An 18,821-nucleotide genomic window follows, 5' to 3' on the forward strand; every position below is an offset into this window, starting at 1 on the left:
CACACGATGGAGAGCGCACACTCGCACCGACGTGATCTGGCCATCTGGGGCTATGCCTTTGGCTACTTCGCCTGCTACGCGCCATACAGCGCGCTGACGAAGGCGCTCTCCAGTGGACTGCTGCCGGGGATGGCACACGGCATCGGAGGTTTCGCGCTGCTGCCGGCGAGCACACTCGCCTCCCTGGTCGGCATGTTCTGCTTCCTCACCGTGAAGGGCTGGTGGCGTCATGCCAGCCACCGCACCGTGTTCGGTGTGAGCGTCCCCAGCCCGGGGCGGTGGACGTTCATGTCCGGGCTGTGCTCGGCCGCCATCATCGGGACGACGACGCTGGCGTACACCTTCGAGGGCACCTCCATCCTCTTCATGATGCTGATGATGCGCGGCGGGGTGCTGGTGCTCGCACCGATCGTGGACGCGGTGAGCAAGCGCCGGGTGCAGTGGCCGTCCTGGGTGGCGCTCGGGCTGAGCCTTGGTGCGGTGGCGGTGGCCACGGGGCCGGGAACCGACCCGCGGCTGTCACTGGCGGCGCTGATCGATCTGGGCGTGTACCTGCTGTCCTACTTCTTCCGGCTGCGGGCCATGAGCCGGCTGGCCAAGTCGGAGGATCCGGCGGTGAGCATCCGCTACTTCGTCGAGGAGCAGATGGTGGCCACGCCCGCCATCGTCCTCACGCTGGCGGCGCTGGCGCTGGTGGGCGAGGGGCGAGGGATGCTGGAGATCCGCGAGGGCTTCACCCAGTTCTTCGCGCGAGGGCGGATGCTCGAGGAGGTGTGCGTCGGGCTCCTGTCTCAGGGCACGGGCATCTTCGGGGGCCTCATCCTGCTCGACCACCGGGAGAATGCCTTCACGGTGCCGGTGAACCGCGCGTCGAGCATCCTCGCCGGGGTGCTGGCCAGCGCGGTGCTCGCGGCGTGGCTGGGCCAGCGGGGAGTGGAAGGGCGGGAGCTGCTGGGGGCCGCGCTGGTGATGGCCGCGATGCTCGGGCTCAGTGTGCCCCTGGTGCTGAAGGCGCGCCGGGAGCGAAAGGCGGCCGCCTCGCCCCAGCCTTCGAGCTCGGCTCAGGGGTGAGCTACTTCGCCGTGTCGTAGAGGTGCACGGTGAGGACGGGGCAGTGGGCCCGGGCGACGATCTTCTGGGCCACGCTCCCGAGCAGCAGGCGCGGCAGGCCCCGGCGGCCGTGGGTGCCCATGACGATGAGATCGTACTTGCCCTCCTCGGCGACGCGCAGCACGGTGGAGGCCGCCTCACCCACGACGACGCGGTGCTTGAGCGGGCTGGGGGCCTCCTTCACCTTCGCCACCAGGTCATTCAGCTCCTTGGTGGCGGCTTCGACGGCGACCTGCTCCAGGGACAGGGAGTTCCACCCGGGCGCGGCCACGAGCAGATCCGGCGCCACATACTGGGGGGGCTCCCAGACGTGGATGAGCTCCAGCTCCGCGTTGAAGGGGCGGGCAAGCTGGAGGGCGTAGTGGATGAGCCCCAGAGAGCCTTCTGAGAAATCGACCGGAACGAGAATGCGGGACGGTGCGGGCATGAAGCGTTTCCTCCTGTTTCGGAGCTGCTCCTGTGCGCTCCAAAGATGGGGATGCCCCACTGCTCTTGGAAGAAGCGTGCCGCTGCTTGCCCTGGAGGAAGGGCGTGCCAGGAGGCAGAACTTGCGGGGGGCTCCGAAGGACACGCACCGTTTGCGTGTGCTCGCTCCCTCAGCGGGCGCCTGATCGGCGCACGGTGGCAAGCCTCCGCTCCCTCGGGGAGAGGGAGCCCGGGGCGCATCGGCTGGGAGGAGGGACTTAGCTTTGAGTCCCAGGAGCCCACGTCCCGCCCCCGCTCCAGGAGGAGCCCATGCGTCCCCCTCTCGACTCCGGAACCGTGCTGATCACCGGGGCCTGCTCCGGCATCGGGCGGGAGATCGCCCGGCAGCTCGCTCACCGGGCGCGGACGCTGGTGCTTGTGGCCCACTCGGCGGAGCGGCTGGCGGGCCTGCGGGCGGAGCTGGAGGTGCTCAACCCCACCCTCGGGGTGATGCTGCTGCCCTGTGATGTCTCCCGGCCGGGCGAGGTGGGGGACATGCTCGCGGAGCTGTCGCGGCACTTCATCTCGGTGGATGTGCTGGTGAATGCCGCCGGCGCGGGCGAGCGGGGCCTGTTCGCCCGCCAGCGGTGGGGGAGCATCGAGCGGATGCTCCTGGTCAACGTGGTGGCGCCGCTGCTGCTCGTGCGCCGGCTGCTGGGGCCCATGCTGGCGCGGGGACGCGGCGGCATCCTCCACATCGGGGCGGGCGCCGGCCAGCTCTTCCTGCCGGGTGCCGCGACCTACGCGGCCAGCCGGCGCTGTCTGGACGGGTTCATCGAGTCCCTGCGCCTGGAACTGGAGGGCACCGGCATCGTCCTCACGCAAGTGGCGCCAGGGCCCGTGGACGGCTCGGAGCCCCAGGATGACGGCGAGCGCCAGGGCCCCCAGCCTCTCTTCCACATCTCCGCGGAGCGATGTGCGCGCGAGGCCCTGGCGGGGTTCGAGCGAGGGGCGGCGCTCGTGTACCCGGGGCGGGCGCACCGCTGGGTGATGACGGTGCTGCCCCGGCTGCCGCGAGCGGTGCGGCGAGCCCTGGGGCGGCGCGTCGCGAGAGATCTCCAGGAGCGCTCCGGAGCGGAGGCGGCGCTCATGGCGGAGAAGCCGCTGGGGCTGGTGGAAGACATCCCGTCGCTGGCGTAGCGCGCGGCGGGCAAAAAAAAGGCGGCAGCCCGGGGGATGGCTGCCGCCCAAAACCAGGACAGGATGGGGGGATTCACCCGGTCCACAGCGCTCCAGTCCTCGCGGAGCAGAGGCGCCGAGATACGGTTCGTTCCAGGGGAGCCACCAGCGGCTGGCGGTTATGCCTGGACTGAAGGTATCTGCACCGTTTGTATTAGCAGTCGGCGTGCCAACGAATTAAGTGACTGAATTTATTGGGAGTACCCAGTCGTCACCCGGGTGGCATGGAGCAGGGCAACACCTGTCCTCCAAGCCCCAAGTGTAAAGAGATTTGACAGAGGAGAAGCAATTTCCCAGGGGTATCCATGTTTTGCAGGAAAGCGGCGGATTGTTGCCGTTCCGGACAGACCTGGGTGCCCCCTGTCCTGATTTGAGACAGGGCGGCCGCTGGGGGCTAGCCGATGATCATGTCCTCGCGCTCCAGCCGGCCGGTGGTGAAGCGGCGCAGATCAAAGCGCTGGAAGAGCTCGTCGCTTTCGTTGGTGGCCATCCACGCGGCCATCCGCTCGGCGACGGCGGGCGCCATCATGAAGCCGTGGCCGACGAAGCCGGACATCTGTAGCAGGTTGTCCAGGCCGGGGGTGCGGCCCAGCACGGGGTTGTTGTCCGGCGTCACGTCGTAGCAGCCGGCCCACTGGCGCAGCACCTTCACGTGGCCCACGTTCGGCAGCTGCTCGATCAGGGCCTGGGAGAAGCGGGCCACGAAGCGCAGGGTGGAGCCCATGTTGAGCCCGGCGGGCTCCTTCGGGTCCCCCATGCCGCCGACGATCTCGCCGCGCATGGACTGGCTGAAGTACAGCCCCGAGTCGAGCACCGACACCAGCGGCCCCAGGAAGGGCTTGAGGGGCTCGGTGCTGAGGATCTCGTGGCGGTGGGGCTCGTTGGGCAGCTTCACATCCGCGAGCCTGGCGATCTCGGGGCTCCAGGCGCCCGCGGCCAGCACCACCGTGTCGCAGGCGATGTCGCCGCGATCCGTCTTCACCTTGCGCACCTGGCCGCCGGAGATGTCGAAGCCGGTGACATGGGTGAACGTCTCCACCTTGATGCCCTTCTTGAGGCAGTGCTGCGCGTAGCCCCACAGGAAGGGCCAGGGGAAGATGACGCCATCCTCCGGGTTGAACGAGGCGGTGACCACGCCCTTCATCGTCAGGCCCGGGACAATCTCGCGCGCTGCGTCGGCGGTGATGATGCGGGTGGACACGCCGTGCTTGTTGTGGAGCTCGGCGTTGCGCTCCAGGCGCCTGGCCACCTCGGGCGTCTTGGCGAGGAAGAGGTAGCCGCCCTGGCGCAGCCACACGTTGATGCCGACATCCCGGGCGAACTGCTTCATCAGATCGATGGAGCGCTTGGCCAGCTCGATGTTGGCGGAGGTGCCCCACTGCATGCGCACGCCGCCGCCGTTCCGGCCGGAGGCGCCCGCGCACAGGTAGCCGCGCTCGAGCACCACCACGTCCGTCTCGCCGCGCAGGCTGAGGTTGTAGGCCAGCGCCAGCCCCATCACTCCGCCGCCGATGATGACGACCTTCGCCTTCGTGGGCAGGGGCGTGGTGGGGCGCAGCGCGGGCGGGAAGACGCCGAGCTCCTCGGGCACGCCGCCCACGGGAGGACGGGACTCGTCCACGGGCGCGCTGGCGAAGAGGGACATCTCGGTCGGGTAGACGGGGGGACGCGGCGTGAAGGGCTGGATCCCCTGAGGCTTGAGTGGGCCCTCCTTGGCGATCAGCGCCGCCACCGCGGCCTGGCAGCTCTTGCCCTGGCAGATGCCGGTGCCAAAGCCGGTGTAGCGCTTGACGGACTCGACGTCGCAGTAGCCTCGGGACAGCGCGTGCCGCACGTCCTCGACCGTGACATCCTCACAGGAGCAGACCAGCGCCTTGCTCATGACAGCCCTCCCACGAGCGCCTCGGCCGTGCGCGCTCCCGCGGCCGCCGCTTCCTTGGCGGTTCCGCCGCCGGTGATGTCTCCGGCGACGAAGACGTCCGGAGCCGCCGTGCGCCCATCCGCCTGCGCCTCCACGGTGAAGAGGCCGCGCTCCGCATCGAAGTGCACGCTGGCTCCGCCCTGGCGAGCCAGCTCGAAGCAGGGGCTGGTCGGGATGGAGATGAACACCGCGTCGCAGTCCACCTTCTTCCTCCGGCCGCCGTCTCGCACGAAGCTGAAGGCGCCTACCTTCTTGAGTCCGTGCGCCTTGGGATCGCTGCCCACGCAGGCCGTCGAATGAGCCCCCGCGGGCAGCGGGCCTCGGAGATCCACCACCGCCGTCACCTGTGTTCCATGGGCTTCCAGCAGCCGGGCCAGCGCGTGGAGCTCCGGGCCCCAGCCGACCAGCGCCGCGGACTTGGGAGCGACTCCGTGCTCCCGCAGCAGCAGGCTGGCGGCCCGGCCCGCATAGATGCCAGGCAGATCGTTGTTCTCGAAGGGGAGGATCCCCGGGTGGCCGCCTGGAGCCAGCAGGAAGCGGTCCGCGCGGATCTGGAGCAGGCGCAGGCCCTCGGGCTCCATCGCGGCCACCGCCAGGAAGCGTCCGCCCTCGTCATCATAGAGGCCAATCGCCTGCGCGCGGGTGAGGACACTGCCCTTGGGCCAGGAGGCTACGTCGGAGACGGCGGGATCATCCGGCAGGGGAGCACCTCGGGCGAGCCGGCCGCCCACGCGTTCCTCGCGCTCGATCAGGACAAAGGCGACACCGCGCTCCGCCAGCACCTTGGCGGCCGCCAGTCCCGCCGCACCGCCGCCCACGATGGCCACGCGGGTGCGCACGGCCCGGGCGGGGAGGCGGGCAGGAGCCTCGCGATCCGGCAGAAGGCCGAGCCCCGCGAGCTGGCGCGCCACCTTGGCCATGACCTGCTCGGCCACGGGGACACCGGCGAACATCTCGTGGTGGTCGAGCCCGCGAGGGAAGAACCAGTCGATGGTCCCGAACAGATCCACCTTGGCGGAGGGGAAGGCGTTCTGGCGCTCCAGCCTCATGCCAGCGCGGGCGGGAGTGCGGCAGGTGTAGACGTTGGGCAGGCCGTCCACGCGCATGAGGCAGTGCGAGCACGCCGCCGCGAAGCAGTAGGCGCCGCGAGGGCGGTGGTACTTGATGGAGCGGGCGAAGACAGCCTCTCCCGCGGCGATGAGGGAGCACGCTACGGGCTCGCCCTCGACGGCGGGGACGGCTTCGCCCTCGAGATCCACGGTGATGGCCCGGCCACGGGGGGAGGCATCAGGGAGGCGTCGCATGGGTGGGTGCGAACTTCGCCCACCAGCCGGGGCCAGTCAAAGGGCGCTACGAGGGGGCGTCACCCGCGAACACCAGCGTTTGTGATGGCAGTCCACATGGCAGCTACGTTCAAGGCTGCCGCGGCGCGTCAGCCGGGCTCTGCCCGCGCAGCAGGGCCTCGTAGCGGGGGTACACCCACTCGACTCCTTTGAGGATCAACGTGGTGACGAGGACGAGCCCCATCCAGCTCACCAGATAGAGGCCCCATCCCAGCTTGTCCTTCGCGAGCCCGGCCAGAGAGATGCCGCGAACCTGGTAGTAGATGAGCATCTCGTGGAAGAAGTAGCCCGCGAGCGAGTTCATCCCCAGCAGCTCCACGAAGCGCACCCCGAGGCTCTTCCGCGCACGCTCCGACAGTCGGGACTCGAGGAGCAGGAGCCCCACGAGCACGAGCGCCACGACGAGGATGCGCTGCCCGTGGTTCCCGGGTTTCAAGACGTTGAACAAGGCCCCGAGGATCGCGATGCCGGCGAGGAACGCCTGGATGCGGCGGACGCTGGCTCCCGCCGCCAGCGCACCCACGGCCGCTCCCAGGAAGACGTAGCCAGCCCACGGCAACAGCGGGAACACCGGCTGGTGGGGCCCGTTGCGGTTGAGCAGGTCCGCCCAGAGGCCCGTGACGGACTCTCCGTAGGGGGTGACCAGGAAGAGCCCGAGCGCGATGAGGAGCGCCAGCGCGGAGAGCACGACCGGCCGGCGTGAGAGGCCCGCGAGCAGTGGCATCGCCAGGAGCAGGGACACGCCGATGCACGGCAGGATGTCCAGCCTCAGCAGCCACTCGGGCTCTTGTCTCCAGGGAAACCAGATGGCGTTGACGAGGACTCCCACGGCCAGCACCTCGCCGATGCGGCGAAGGCTCCGGCGCACTCGTGGCCAGCGCGGCCCCTGGGCCCCGCGGACCTGCACGAGCGCGAGGCTGAAACCGGCGGCGAAGATGAAGGAGGGCGCGACCAGCCCATTGAACCAGTCGATGTGGCGGCCCTCCGGAGAGGTCCGCAGCTCCGGGCGCAAGAGCACCAGCGCGTGCGTCTCGATCATGAAGAGAACGGCCAGGCCGCGCAGCCAGTCGAAGGCTTTGATCCGGGCACGGGGAGGCGAGGGCGTGGGGGGTACGGGAGTGGGGACCATGGAGGGCTTGGCGCTCCTGTCACTCTGTCACGCGCGAGCCGCAAGGCGGGCAACTTGTCACTCGGGGAGAGGGCGCGGGCTGAGAGGTTACGGCATATCGGTTGTGCACACGCGTCGGAGATGCCCCCTGCGCCATCAACGCCCACTGCCGCCTCGTCCACCGAGGATGTCTCGAAGCTGTTCGCATTCCACGTCAGCTCGTGGCGGGCTATGTGCCGCCTGCGTCGCAGCCAGGCGCGCCGGCGCACTGAGCGGCTGCTCCGAAAATGCGAAAGGGGCCGACCCGAAGTAGCGGGCCGACCCCTGGGGTGCTGCGCGGTGCGAGCGGCTCAGACTTCCGCGGCGGAGCGCGAGAGCGGCTCGGGGATGCCGCGCAGCCGGTGGCCGAACCGGGTGAGCAGCGCGGCGCCGAAGCCCATGAAGCACGCCCCGAACAGCACCAGCCAGCCCAACACCGGGATGGACATCAAGGCCAGGAGGATGAGCAGGCCCAGCGCCAGCACCACCGCCTGCGTCTTCCGGCCGCGCAGGATGGGCAGCCGCAGGCCGATCTCACTGGCCACCGCCGTGAAGCCCAGCACCGTCACCAGCATGGCCATCAGCAACAGCGCGGCCGCCACCGGAGCGCCGATGAAGGTGATGGTCAGCACCAGCGAGATCGGGATCAGCGCCAGGGCCCCGAGCACTCCCACCATGCCGCTCTTGAGCGGCTGGGCCTTGATCTCCGCGGACAGCTCCTTCATGCGCGTGGGGAAGAAGAGCTGTCCCAGGAACCCGAGCCCGAAGAGCGCCGCGAACTTGATGATGAACCACGGCAGGCTCGCGCCACGGTGGCTCTCCTCGTGCGCCTCGTCCGGAGCCCCCTCCTTGTGGAACTCCTGCTTGAGGCTCTTCTTCACCTCGCCGGCCACCAGGCTGCCCATGTTGCCGCCGCCGAAGGACTCGGTGCTGCCTTCCACCCGGGCGCCATCCTCGCGGACCACGTTGCCGCCGATGGCCGACACATCTCCCTCCACCGCCGAGCCCGGGTGCAGGATGACGTTGCCGCCGAAGGCGTTCGCATCCCCCTCCACCGTGCCGTAGACGTCCAGGTTGCCGCCAAAAGCCACCGCGTCCTCCTCCACGTGGCCTCGCACCACCAGGTTGTTGCCGTAGACGACGGCGTTGTCCACCGTGTCCTCGGTCTTCACCTCCAGCGAGTGGCCGCGCGCCACCACGTCCCGTGCTCCCTTGCTCCGGTGCTTGCGCACCTGATCGCGGACCCGCTCTTTGATCTCACTCGGATCGATCTCCTCCGCCGCGCCCGCCGCGTCCGCTGCATCCTCTGCGTCCTCCGAGTCTTCCGCGCTCGCCTGAGGTCCCGGCGGCGTGGGCGGCCCCGGCGGCATGGAGGGCCCATGCTGCGCGGCCATGGCTGGCATGGGAGGCGTGGGCGGGGCCGGAGGAGCCACCGGCGCCGGGACGGCCTCCTTCTCCGTGGCCGTCAGGGGCCGCAGGGTAAAGATGGAGCCGTCCTGATCCATGCGCAGCCAGTAGGTATGCGCGATGGTGTGCAGGGCCTGCTCGCCGGTGACACCCTTGAGGTGCAGCTCCACGGCGGTGTCGAGCGCGCCCGTGGCGATCACGTTGATGCCGGTGTCCTCGGCGATGAGCTTGATCGCGTCCTGGAGCGTGCCGCGGAAGTTCACGTCGATGGACTTCGCGGCCGGAGCCTGGGCGGGAGCGGGGGTGGGCGTCTGCGCCGCCAGAGCCAGAGGAGCGCCAAGGAGCAGGGTAGGAAGCAGGATGCGAGAGGTGATCTTCATGGGGACACTCACGCTTCGGAGGGGTTGGGGCCGTTGCCGACGAGCCGCTTGAGGCCCGTGAGAGAGACGATGAGCAGCAGAACGAGGAGGGCGGCGACCGGACCGGCCGCCGTGTGCCAGAGCGCGTTGGCCCCCGTGGCGAGCCCCTGGATCAGCACCTTGCCGTTGGTCAACAGCGAGGCGATCCCCGCTCCCAGCCGGGACAGCGCTTGATCGTTGGTGATCAGCAGCCCCAGCCCCACTGCCAGGGAGGCGAGCAGGATGGGGATGCCGGACCACAGCTCGCGCCGCAGGGGCGTGGGCTCGGTGGCCACCCGCGCCATGACATTGGCCACCAGGGTGGGGGGAGGCAGCGGATCGGCCAGCCGGTACAGATCCTTCTCCATCTGGCGGTGCTCCTCCAGGATGGCGCTGCACAGCGGGCAGGAGGCGGCGTGCTCGAGCGCGGGGCCTTCTCCGGCCTCCAGCTCGGTGAACAGCACCTCGAGATCAGGACACTGGATGGGAGTCATGTGGGCTCCTCCGTCGTCATCTTCTTGCGGAGCTTCTCCCGGGCCCGGAACAGGCGCGCCATGATGGTGCCCGGCGCGCAGCCCAGGATCTGGGCGATCTCCTTCGTCGTGCGCTTCTGCACGTAGTAGAGCGCAAGCACCTCGCGATCCTCCACGGACAGGGTGGCCATGGCCTCCTCGAGCGACTGGCGCTCCTGGCGAGCGATCGCTCCCTCCTCCAGCGTGGCCTCGTTGCTGGGGAGCACCTCCTTCATGGGCTCCAGCTCCTCGGTGCGCACCTTGGTGCGCCGCCGGAGCAGATCCAGGCAGAGGTTGCGGGTGATCGCCATCACCCAGAGATCAAACGGCCGCGAGTCGTCGTAGCGGTGCAGGTTCTGGTAGGCCCGGAGGAAGGCCTCCTGCGAGACTTCAGCGGCCTCCGCCTCGCTGTTGAGCAGCCGCAGCGCCAGGCCGTACACCGCGCGCTGGACGCCGCGCACCAGCGCCTCGAAGGCGTTGGGATCCCCGCGGCGGGCGGCCTGCACGTCCGCCTTCCAGGGAAGCGGCGGGGCCTCTTCAGCCATCAGCGACCCGATGGCCCGAGCGATGTCCCCGAAGGGGTTGAGTGTGAGAGCGTTCACGCCCTGGTCTACGCAGCATGGGTCCCCCCATTGCGCCCAGGCGTGATCCTATTTTCCGTCACACCTGGACTCTACTTTTTCTTCTGTGATTTCGGGGCTTTATCCCCCATCTCGGCGCGGGCGCGGACCTTGGCATCCTTCTTCTGCCGCTGGCGCTCGCGGAAGCCGACGGGGGGCTCGCGAGGCTCGGGGGCCGGCCGGGCCGCGGCGGGCTCACGAGGAGCGAGGGGGCGCTCGGCTGCCCGCGAGCGTCCACCGAAGGCGCGCTCGGAGGTGCCCTGGAGGCGTCCCGCCGGAGCGGCTCGCTCGGAGGAGCCCGAGGGACGCCGGGCCGCGGCGGCACCCGCCTCCTGTTGGAGCGTCTCGGCGAGCCGGGGACGCTGGGCGGCGCGGATCTCCTCGGGGGTGTCCTCGCGCCAGGAGAAGTGGAACAGGCGCTTCACCACGAGGGTGGCGTAGGCGCCCGGGGGCAGGGTGAAGGCGACGTTGACCTTGATGGAGCCGCGGTTGAGCTCATCCGCCTGCGGCCGCCCGAGCACCAGCTTGTGCGGGAAGGCGAGCACGGGGCGCTCCTCGTGCTTGAAGTACATCATCCGCCGCGCCTCTTCGATGACCAGATCCTTGAGCGCGATCTTCTCGCGGCCCAGGGTCCACTGGACGGCCTCCTCCACCTTGGGATCCTTGAAGGTGCTGTCCGGCGCGAGCAGCGGGAAGGTGGCCTCGCGCAGCGTGCGCAGCACCTCGGGGCTGGCGTCGCGGTGGAACAGGAGCGTGCCGGCCTGGTAGCGCAAGGGGAACAGGTGCTCGCGCGGCAGCAGCAGCTGCAGGTAGCGCCGCACGCCCTCGTTCCACAGATAGCTCTGGTAGGTGAAGAGCAGCATGGCGCGGTAGTCCGCGTCGATCTGCAGGAAGGCGCGCAGGTAGTCGGTGGGGTGATCGCGCAGCGAGCGCAGAATGCGGTGGTACTTCTTCGAGCCCTCGAAGGGGACGCGCGCGTCCCAGCGGCCCCAGTTCTCCTTCCAGAACTGCTTCACCTTGGCGTCCTCGCTGCGGTCCAGCTCCGAGGGCTTGGCGAAGTAGTTCTTCAGCGCGGCCTCGAAGTCGCCGCGGATGAGATCCTTGGCGATGAAGCCCTGGCCGTGCTTGAGCGAGCCGAAGCGCTGGCTGTCGAAGTAGTTCACCACGCCCAGCCGGTTGACTTCGGCGGCTGCCACGTTGAGCGAGCCGAGCACGGACTCCTCCAGCGCTCGCACGGTGACGGCGAAGCGGTTGGAGGTGATGTTGGCGGCGGACAGGGCCTTGTTCGTGCGCCCCAGGTACTTCAGGCGCAAGTTCGGCTCCTGCATGTCCACGTCCGAGCCATCGACGGCGATCAGCTGCTCGGTGCGGCCCTGCTTGTCCTTGAGGCCGCAGAAGCTGATGGAGCCGGGGCGCAGGCCAAAGGCGGTGCGCAGCCGGTCCACCGCGTCGAAGGTGGACAGCTTCTGCTTGTCCATGAGGTAGACGCGGAAGCGCCCATCCGGCACTTCGTCGAAGCGGTAGGACTCCTTGACGGAGAAGTCCTCGGGTTTTTGCTTGATTCGCACGGGAGTCCCCTTAGCAGCGTGGGCCCGCGGAAAGAAGGTGTGAGTTGAAGAAGCCCTGACAGCCGTGCCCAGAAGCACATAACCTCCGAAGCCATGCGATCCCTTCCCCCATTGCTCGCGTTGGCGCTGGTGACAGGTTGTGCCTCCAATCTCTCCACCCTCCAGACGGCGAAGCCGCTCGCCCGAGGGCAGTTCCAGGTCTCCCTGGGGGCCGGGGCCTTCGTCTCGGCGGGGCAGATCGGCAACGCGATTGAGCTGGGCATCGACCAGGGCAAGGCGCTCGATCGAGCGGTCCGCAACCATGAGCCCGTCCGGATCTCCGAGGAGGATCAGCAGCGGATGCTCACCTCCGGCGTCGCCCTGGCGGTGGCGCCCCCGGGCCTCGTCCACGAGGTGATGCTCCGGGCCGGCCTGGCGGACAACCTCGACGTGGGCCTGCGCTACAGCGGCATCTCCTGGCGGGCGGACGCCAAGTTCCGCTTCTTCCACAGCGGGGATGGGGAGGAGGTGCAGGAGAACGCGCGCAGGTCCTTCGACATGGCGATCGGCCTGGCGGGGGCTCGCCACTCGTTCGAGGGCCCGGTGTTCGATCTGCTGAAGATCGTCAAGCTGGATGACTTCAAGCGCTATGACGTGGAGGTGCCGCTCTACATGAGCACGGACTTCGGCGACATCCTCCGGCTGTACGCCGCGCCCAAGTACATCTACAGCCACACCAGCCTGGACGAGCAGCTCGTCAACTACGCCGAGCAGGGCTACGACGTCTCGGGCTTCGACGTGCGGCTGCCGGCCAAGGTGAAGAGCGAGTTCGTCGGCTCCACCTTCGGCATCTCCGTGGGCTACAAGTACGTCCACGTGTTCGCCGAGTTCACCGGCGGCTATACCTTCTGCAAGCCCTTCCTCTTTGGCCAGCAGCGCAACCTGGGGGGCGCCACCCTCTACCCGGCGATAGGCATCGCCTTCCGCAACCTGGCTCCCCTGCGGCCGAGCGCCCAGAAGCAGCCGCCGAGCATCCAGGATCCGCGGCCGGATTGAGGGCTGGCACTCTCTCTGATAACCCAGGAATCCAAGGTGGGCCTGCCTGGCCGCTCGGGTCGATGGGGGACGGAGTGGCGGACCTTCCGTAGCCGTTCCCCCGGGGCGAGCGCGTCTGCTAGTGTCCCACCGGTGAGGTCTGTCGCGTGACCCAAGCTACTGTTCCTTCTCAAGCCCAGGCCAAGACCCTGCGTGGGCCACGCCTGACGGGCATGTTCGCCGATGGCACGCTCGGGGAGTTCCCGCTGGGCCCCAAGACGACGCTCGGCCGCCACCCGGCCAACACGCTGCGTCTGGTGGACCGAGAGGTCTCCAAGGAGCACGCCGTCATCGAGCAGACGGGGCGTGACTTCATCCTCAAGGATCTGAACTCCTCCAACGGCACCTTCGTCAACGGCCGCCGGGTGAAGGAGATGCGGCTGCGGGACGGGGATGAGATCTCCCTGGGCAGCTCCAAGTTCACCTTCCACGCGGGGGACGCGCCGTCCCTGCCGTCCGCGCCCGCGGGGGTGACGGTGGTGGCCAACCCGCGCTCGGTGCCGGCGTTCCTGGCGCAGATGGACCAGGGGCCGCAGAACTTCCGCCCCGTGGACGAGCTGGGCGACATGGAGGCCCTGCGCCGCGACTACGAGAAGCTGCGCATCGCCTACGAGTTCCACCGCCAGGTGAGCCTGGCGGGCACGCAGCAGGAGCTGTTCGATCAGATCATCCGCGTGGCGTTCCAGCTGCTGCCCGCGGACAACGGCGTCATCCTGACGATAGGGCCAGACGCCACGTTTGATCCGGTGGCGGTGCACAACCGGCACGGCAAGCAGATGAACGTGATGCTGTCGGACACGGTGCTGCGGCGCGTGGTGGAGACGGGCAAGGCGGTGCTCACCGCGGACGCCATCATCGACGAGCGCTTCTCCGCGGCCGAGAGCATCGTCGCCCAGGGCATCCGCTCCGCCATGGCGGTGCCACTCACCGTGAACGGCTCCATCAAGGCGGTGCTCTTCCTGGACAGCCGCCAGCGCATCAACGCCTTCTCCGAGAACGATCTGACGATCCTCACGGGCATCGCCGCCCAGGCGGGCATCGCCCTGGAGAACGCGGCCCTGGCCGAGCAGATCCGCGCCGAGGCCATCACCCGCGCCGAGCTCAGCCGCTTCCTGTCCAAGGCGGTGGCGGACGCGGTGATCAAGGGCGAGACGGAGGATCTGGCGCAGAGCCGGCTGGCGGAAGTCACCTGCCTGTTCGCGGACATCCGCGGCTTCACCACGCTGGCGGAGAATGACTCGCCGCAAGAGGTGGTGGAGATGCTCAACGAGTTCTTCACCGCCATGGCCAACGTGGTGTTCCGCCACGAGGGCAACCTGGACAAGTTCATCGGCGACTGCGTGATGGCCGTGTGGGGCCCGCCGCTGTCGCACCCGGATGATCCGGCGCGCTCGCTGCAGGCGGCGCTGGAGATGATGGACGCGGTGGACGAGCTGAACGAGAAGCGCAAGTCCCAGGGGCGCAAGCCCATCGAGGTGGGCATCGGCGTCAACACCGGCCAGGCCGTCGTGGGCTACATGGGCAGCGTCGAGCGCCATGAGTTCACCGCCATTGGCGACACGGTGAACACGGCGTCCCGGTTGTGCGGGCTGGCCAAGGGCGGCGAGGTGCTGGCCACCGGGACGACGATGCAGAAGGCGGGGCCGGGGTTCTTCGCGGATGAGCTCCCCGTCCTGCAGGTGAAGGGCCGGGAGAAAGGCGTCCAGACGTTCCGAGTCACTGGCTCGGAGCGCACCGTTGTCCGGGATGCATGATCACCCAGACCTGCCCCAACTGCGAGCGCACGCATGACATCAGCGTGTACGTGAGCGGCCAGCGTCTGCTGTGCCGCTGCGGGATCCGCTTCGAGGTGCGTCGCAGTGTGGCGTCCACCGTGGGCTCGCGCCCGACGATGGGGGAGATGCCAACGGTCCAGGCCATGGCCACGGTGATTCCAGGCGGCGGCGAGCCGGGCAACGAGCCCGTGGTGCCTGCTCCTCAGGAGCCCCAGCTGACGGTGCCGGGAGGCGGCGTGGCGCCGGCCAGCCGGCCGCTGATGTTGGATCTGGACGTGAACACCGCCACGCTGGTGAAGGGCTCGCAGCTCGCGCACGAGGCGAGCCTGGGCGTGGCGGATCCGAATGCCACGGCCATCTCCCGCGGCAAGGTGGAGCTGCCGGGGTACGAGCTGCTGGAGCTGCTCGGGCAGGGCGGCATGGGCGAGGTGTGGCTCGCCCGGCAGCAGTCGCTGGCGCGCCCGGTGGCGGTGAAGCTGCTGCCGCCTCGGCTGGCGAAGGATCCCGAGTTCGTCACCCGCTTCGAGAAGGAGGCCACCGCGCTCGCGGCGCTCAGCCACCCCAACATCATCCAGATCATCGATCGAGGGGTGGCGGGGGAGAACTACTACTTCGCGATGGAGTACGTGGAGGGCCGCTCCCTGCGGGAGATGCTGGGGATGAGCCGGCTCTCGCCGCAGCAGGGGCTGCGGATCCTGTACCAGGTGGCGCGGGCCATTGAGTACGCGCACGAGAAGGGCATCATCCACCGCGACTTGAAGCCGGAGAACATCCTGGTGGATGCGAAGGGCCACGCGAAGGTGGCGGACTTCGGGCTGGCGGGCATCCGGCGGCAGGACTCGCGGCTGAACCTCACGGCCACGGCGGTGGCCATGGGGACGCTCAACTATATGGCCCCGGAGCAGCGCCGGGATGCCCGGAGCGTGGATGGGCGCGCGGATCTGTTCTCGCTGGGAGTGATGATCTACGAGCTGCTCACCGGAGAGCTGCCCCTGGGGCGCTTCCGCATGCCCTCCGAGCGCGTGCAGGGGCTGGATCCCCGCGTGGACGAGGTGGTGGCCCGGCTGCTGGAGAACGAGCCCGAGGCGCGCTACGCGACGGCGGGCGAGGTGTGCACCGCGCTCGAAGGGATGCTCGGCTCTGGCTCTGGGCCAGCGCTCGTGCCGGGCGCGGCTCCGGGGGCGCAGCCGGTGCGGGCCTCGGTGGCGCACTCGGTGGCGAAGCGGCTCCACGTGGGCTGGCGCAGCGTGCGCACGGGGCTGTCCGTGGTGGGCGGGCTGATCGTCCTGGCCTACGTGGTGCGCGCGGTGATCGGGCCGGTGGATCTGTACGTGGGAGGGGACAAGGGCGTCGTCATCGGCACCTCGGGCATCGCGGTGAAGCACGGCAAGAAGCCCTGGCCGCCGAACACGGACACCGAGCTGTTCGTCACCTCCGAGGTGGAGGAGGCCAAGCAGCCCGATGGGCTCTCGCGTCTGACGGTGGAGTTCGTGCCCGGTGACGAGGAGCTGAACGCCTGGTCCGGCTCGTGGCGCCTGGAGGACGGCAAGCTCAAGGTGCTCCAGGGCGGGAGCGAGGTGGGCCCGAAGGGGCGCTTCCTGCCGCGCACGTACATTGCCCACCGGTACTTCTCCAGCGACGACTTCACCGCCGAGGTGGAGATGGACGTTCAGAAGCTGAGCGCCGACTATCCGGACGAGCCGGATGCCCAGCACTTCGGCGAGCTGACGTTCCGGATCAAGGATCTCCAGGTGTCCGCGTTCGCCATTCCGGATGTGGGCATGCGGCTGTCCTGGCGCTACATCCAAGAGGATGGCGAAGAGGTGGTGGGCAACAGCTCCCAGGATCTGGACAACCTCACGGCGGACGAGATGCCGGTGCCCACCAAGGGCCCGTTCCGGGTGCGGCTGCAGCTCAAGCGCAAGAAGAACGGAGTGATGGTGGAGGCGTATGTGAACAACGTGCGCTTCGCCTACAAGATGCTGCACGGGTTGGAGGGGCGCACGGGCAAGGTGGCCCTGGGCTGCCGCAACCTGTCCTGCGGCTTCCGCAACCTGACAGTGCAGGGAATCCCCGTGGAGCGGCCGAAGAAGAAGGTGGCCGGCACCGCCCAGGAGTAAACGGACGTCCGCTCCGGAAGGGTCGGATGCTGGACGCCTGGGGCTCCAGGAGCCACGTGGCCTTGCCCGCGCATTGAAGCATCCCCACCCTCGACAGGCGTGGCGTGTGCCTGGGGCCGCGCTCCATCAGCCGCGGGGGATGGGATGGATGTCCGGATGATGCTGGCGCCGCTGTACGCGGCGGGTCTGAGCGGGCTGGTGGTCCTGGCGTTCGCTTTCGGGCGCAAGGACGCGCGCACCTTCCTGCCGCGCTGGCCGCTGGCGTGGTTCGGGTTGCTGGCCGCCGTGTGCCTGGTGCTGATCTCGGACTACGTGCCGGCCGCGTTCAAGGTGTCCATGGATGTCATGGGCCGGGGCGCCGGGCTGGTGCTCCTGGGGCTGGCGGCGGGCCTGGCGCTGCTGGGCTCTCGGGCACGGCTGCGCGCGGATGCGCTGCGGGGCTCGGCGCCTCGGAGCATTGATGAGGCCGTGGCGGAGCTGCGAGCGGGCCGGCAGCCCGGGTGGGGGGTGTATCGGGGGCGGCTCGGGGCGAGCGAGCCGGTGACTTCTCCCGGGGGCGTGGTGTGCGCCTTCTATGACGCGGAGCTGCGCTCCACTGGCGAGCAGGGGCGCAAGGGGCCCTTGCTCTCGCAGGAGCGGGGCTTCTCTCTGCTGATCACCGTCCGAGGCGAGCGGACCGAGGCGGCGGTGAGCTTCTCGCCGTCCACGACGCTGGCGCCGGTGCGGGTGTCGCGGTGCCAGACGGATCCACGGCTCGTGGAGCCGGAGGCGAATGAGCTGGCGCAGGGCAAGCCCGTGGAGGAGGTGCTGTCCTACGAGCGGATCGGGAAGCTCGGGGAGTCGTGCCTGGTGGTGGGCGAGCTGCAACCGGGGCCCGCGCAGGGCTCCTACGTGCTGCGTGGGAAGCAGGGCGGGCCGGCGATGCTGGTGCTCGGCACCGAGGGCGCTGGCACCGGGAGTGAGCTGGCGCGCCGGGCCTGGGGCTTCTTCTCCGCGGCAGGGGCGCTCTCGGTGGCCGCGGCATTCGTTCTCTCGCGGACCCTGTGACAGTGCTAAGGAGTGGTGCGCCTATGACAGACATGCCCGAAGGCGTTGATGCGGCGCAGTTCCAGCAACTGGTGGCTCGGCTCCGCGAGGAGAGCCAGCGCAAGGCCTCAGCGGCTCCCGCCCAGGAGCCTCAGACGCTCGCGGCCGCCGATCTCCACCCCATGCCCCGCCCGGGGACACCGCTCTATGACGAGTGTCTGCGGCTGGGAGAAGAGGCCTTGAGACGCGGCGAGGTGTCCGTCGCCATCGTGGTGGGCGGCGCGGCGACGCGCTTTGGCGGCGGAGTGAAGGCCCTGGTCCCGTTGATCGATGGGCGCACCATCCTGGATGTGCGGATGGAGAACATCCGCGAGATGGGCCGGCGCTATGGAGCTCAGGTGCCCGTGGCGCTGATGACCTCTCCGATGACGCACGAGGGGATCTCCGACTATGTGGCGCAGCAGAAGAGTGGCAAGGAGTTCCTGGTGTTCCAGCAGCGGATGTTGCCGCGGCTGACCCCTGGCTGGGAGTTATTCCGCGACGCGGATGGAAAGCTCTCGCTGGCGCCCTCCGGCCACGGAGACTTCTTCCGCGCCCTGCGCGAGAGCGGCACGGCCGCGGAGCTGCGCCGGCGTGGCGTGCGCCAGGTGTTCTTCTCCAATGTGGACAACATGGGGGCCACGCTCGATCCGTTGATCGTCGGGCTCCATGTGAAGCTCGGGAAGGCGATGACGGTGGAGGTGACCGCGCGCACCAGCCCCACCGGGGCGCTGGATACGGGAGCGGCCCCGGTCCGGATCGGCGACCACTTCCAGCTAATCGAGCATGTGGATTCGAAGAAGCACCCGCTGATCTCCACCAACAACATCACCTTCGATCTGGCGGCGCTCCTGGAGAAGGACATCCAGGTTCCCTACCGCGTGGCTCGCAAGAAGGCGGAGGGGCAGGACGTGCTGCAGTTGGAGCAGGTCACCGGCGAGGCCACCACGCTGGTCGCGTCGGATGGCAAGCCGCTGCTCCCGGTGGCCTTCATCGAGACGCCGAGGCAAGACCCCAAGACCTCCAGGTTCGAGCCCATCAAGGCGCCGGAGGATATGAAGGTGGTCGTTGCCCGGTTGCGCGAGAGGTTCGGAGCCCAAGCCAGGGGGCGTTAGCC

Annotated in this window: 15 protein-coding genes; 7 read left to right on the top strand and 8 right to left on the bottom strand. The window is 69.1% G+C overall.

The features are described from left to right. Nucleotides 1-6 precede the first annotated feature (6 nt). A complete protein-coding gene (locus tag ACJ8AT_RS33155; protein ID WP_407741961.1) occupies nt 7-1,071 on the top strand; it encodes a hypothetical protein in 1,065 nt (354 codons plus the stop codon). A gap of 1 nt (nt 1,072) precedes the next feature. Here the strand turns inward: ACJ8AT_RS33155 and ACJ8AT_RS33160 are convergent, their stop codons facing one another. Then, nucleotides 1,073-1,537: a universal stress protein gene (locus ACJ8AT_RS33160; protein WP_407741962.1), complete on the bottom strand. Its 465-nt coding sequence runs from the start codon at nt 1,535-1,537 to the stop codon at nt 1,073-1,075. 308 nt (nt 1,538-1,845) lie between these two features. Here ACJ8AT_RS33160 and ACJ8AT_RS33165 point away from each other — a divergent pair, with 308 nt between their 5' ends. Continuing rightward, nucleotides 1,846-2,715, top strand: coding sequence for an SDR family NAD(P)-dependent oxidoreductase (locus ACJ8AT_RS33165; protein ID WP_407741963.1), 870 nt, complete (start codon nt 1,846-1,848; stop codon nt 2,713-2,715). 433 nt (nt 2,716-3,148) lie between these two features. On the opposite strand, the gene ACJ8AT_RS33170 is transcribed toward ACJ8AT_RS33165, so the two are convergent. From ACJ8AT_RS33170 to truD, 7 genes are all read right to left on the bottom strand, one after another. Continuing rightward, the gene (locus tag ACJ8AT_RS33170; RefSeq protein WP_407741964.1) at nt 3,149-4,636 is read right to left on the bottom strand and encodes an FAD-dependent oxidoreductase; all 1,488 of its coding nucleotides are present in this window, start codon (nt 4,634-4,636) and stop codon (nt 3,149-3,151) included. After that, nucleotides 4,633-5,979 (bottom strand): 2Fe-2S iron-sulfur cluster-binding protein, encoded by a 1,347-nt coding sequence (locus tag ACJ8AT_RS33175; RefSeq protein ID WP_407741965.1) that lies wholly within the window; start codon nt 5,977-5,979, stop codon nt 4,633-4,635. Before ACJ8AT_RS33175 ends, ACJ8AT_RS33170 begins: the two co-directional genes overlap by 4 nt. Nucleotides 5,980-6,088: 109 nt before the next feature. Then, complete coding sequence (locus ACJ8AT_RS33180) at nt 6,089-7,147, bottom strand: heparan-alpha-glucosaminide N-acetyltransferase domain-containing protein (RefSeq protein ID WP_407741966.1); 1,059 nt, start codon at nt 7,145-7,147, stop codon at nt 6,089-6,091. A gap of 329 nt (nt 7,148-7,476) precedes the next feature. Continuing rightward, a complete protein-coding gene (locus tag ACJ8AT_RS33185; RefSeq protein WP_407741967.1) occupies nt 7,477-8,952 on the bottom strand; it encodes a hypothetical protein in 1,476 nt (491 codons plus the stop codon). 8 nt (nt 8,953-8,960) lie between these two features. Beyond that, complete coding sequence (locus ACJ8AT_RS33190) at nt 8,961-9,464, bottom strand: hypothetical protein (protein ID WP_407741968.1); 504 nt, start codon at nt 9,462-9,464, stop codon at nt 8,961-8,963. After that, nucleotides 9,461-10,027: an RNA polymerase sigma factor gene (locus ACJ8AT_RS33195; protein WP_407741995.1), complete on the bottom strand. Its 567-nt coding sequence runs from the start codon at nt 10,025-10,027 to the stop codon at nt 9,461-9,463. Before ACJ8AT_RS33195 ends, ACJ8AT_RS33190 begins: the two co-directional genes overlap by 4 nt. Nucleotides 10,028-10,155: 128 nt before the next feature. Next, complete coding sequence (truD, locus tag ACJ8AT_RS33200; RefSeq protein WP_407741969.1) at nt 10,156-11,670, bottom strand: tRNA pseudouridine(13) synthase TruD; 1,515 nt, start codon at nt 11,668-11,670, stop codon at nt 10,156-10,158. 93 nt (nt 11,671-11,763) lie between these two features. Between truD and ACJ8AT_RS33205 the strand changes: the two genes are divergently transcribed. From ACJ8AT_RS33205 to ACJ8AT_RS33225, 5 genes are all read left to right on the top strand, one after another. Beyond that, the gene (locus ACJ8AT_RS33205) at nt 11,764-12,705 is read left to right on the top strand and encodes a hypothetical protein (protein ID WP_407741970.1); all 942 of its coding nucleotides are present in this window, start codon (nt 11,764-11,766) and stop codon (nt 12,703-12,705) included. A 212-nt stretch (nt 12,706-12,917) separates the two neighbouring features. After that, nucleotides 12,918-14,498, top strand: coding sequence for an adenylate/guanylate cyclase domain-containing protein (locus ACJ8AT_RS33210; protein ID WP_407741996.1), 1,581 nt, complete (start codon nt 12,918-12,920; stop codon nt 14,496-14,498). After that, the gene (locus ACJ8AT_RS33215; protein ID WP_407741971.1) at nt 14,495-16,639 is read left to right on the top strand and encodes a serine/threonine-protein kinase; all 2,145 of its coding nucleotides are present in this window, start codon (nt 14,495-14,497) and stop codon (nt 16,637-16,639) included. The genes ACJ8AT_RS33210 and ACJ8AT_RS33215 overlap by 4 nt, the downstream gene beginning before the upstream one ends. Before the next feature lie 144 nt (nt 16,640-16,783). Continuing rightward, entirely contained in the window at nt 16,784-17,686 is a 903-nt protein-coding gene (locus ACJ8AT_RS33220) for a hypothetical protein (RefSeq protein ID WP_407741972.1), read from the top strand. Nucleotides 17,687-17,709: 23 nt separating this feature from the next. Further along, a complete protein-coding gene (locus ACJ8AT_RS33225) occupies nt 17,710-18,819 on the top strand; it encodes a UTP--glucose-1-phosphate uridylyltransferase (RefSeq protein ID WP_407741973.1) in 1,110 nt (369 codons plus the stop codon). The last annotated feature ends 2 nt before the right edge of the window (nt 18,820-18,821 follow it).

The organism is Hyalangium sp. (assembly GCF_045802625.1).
Classification (GTDB): Bacteria; Myxococcota; Myxococcia; order Myxococcales; family Myxococcaceae; genus Hyalangium.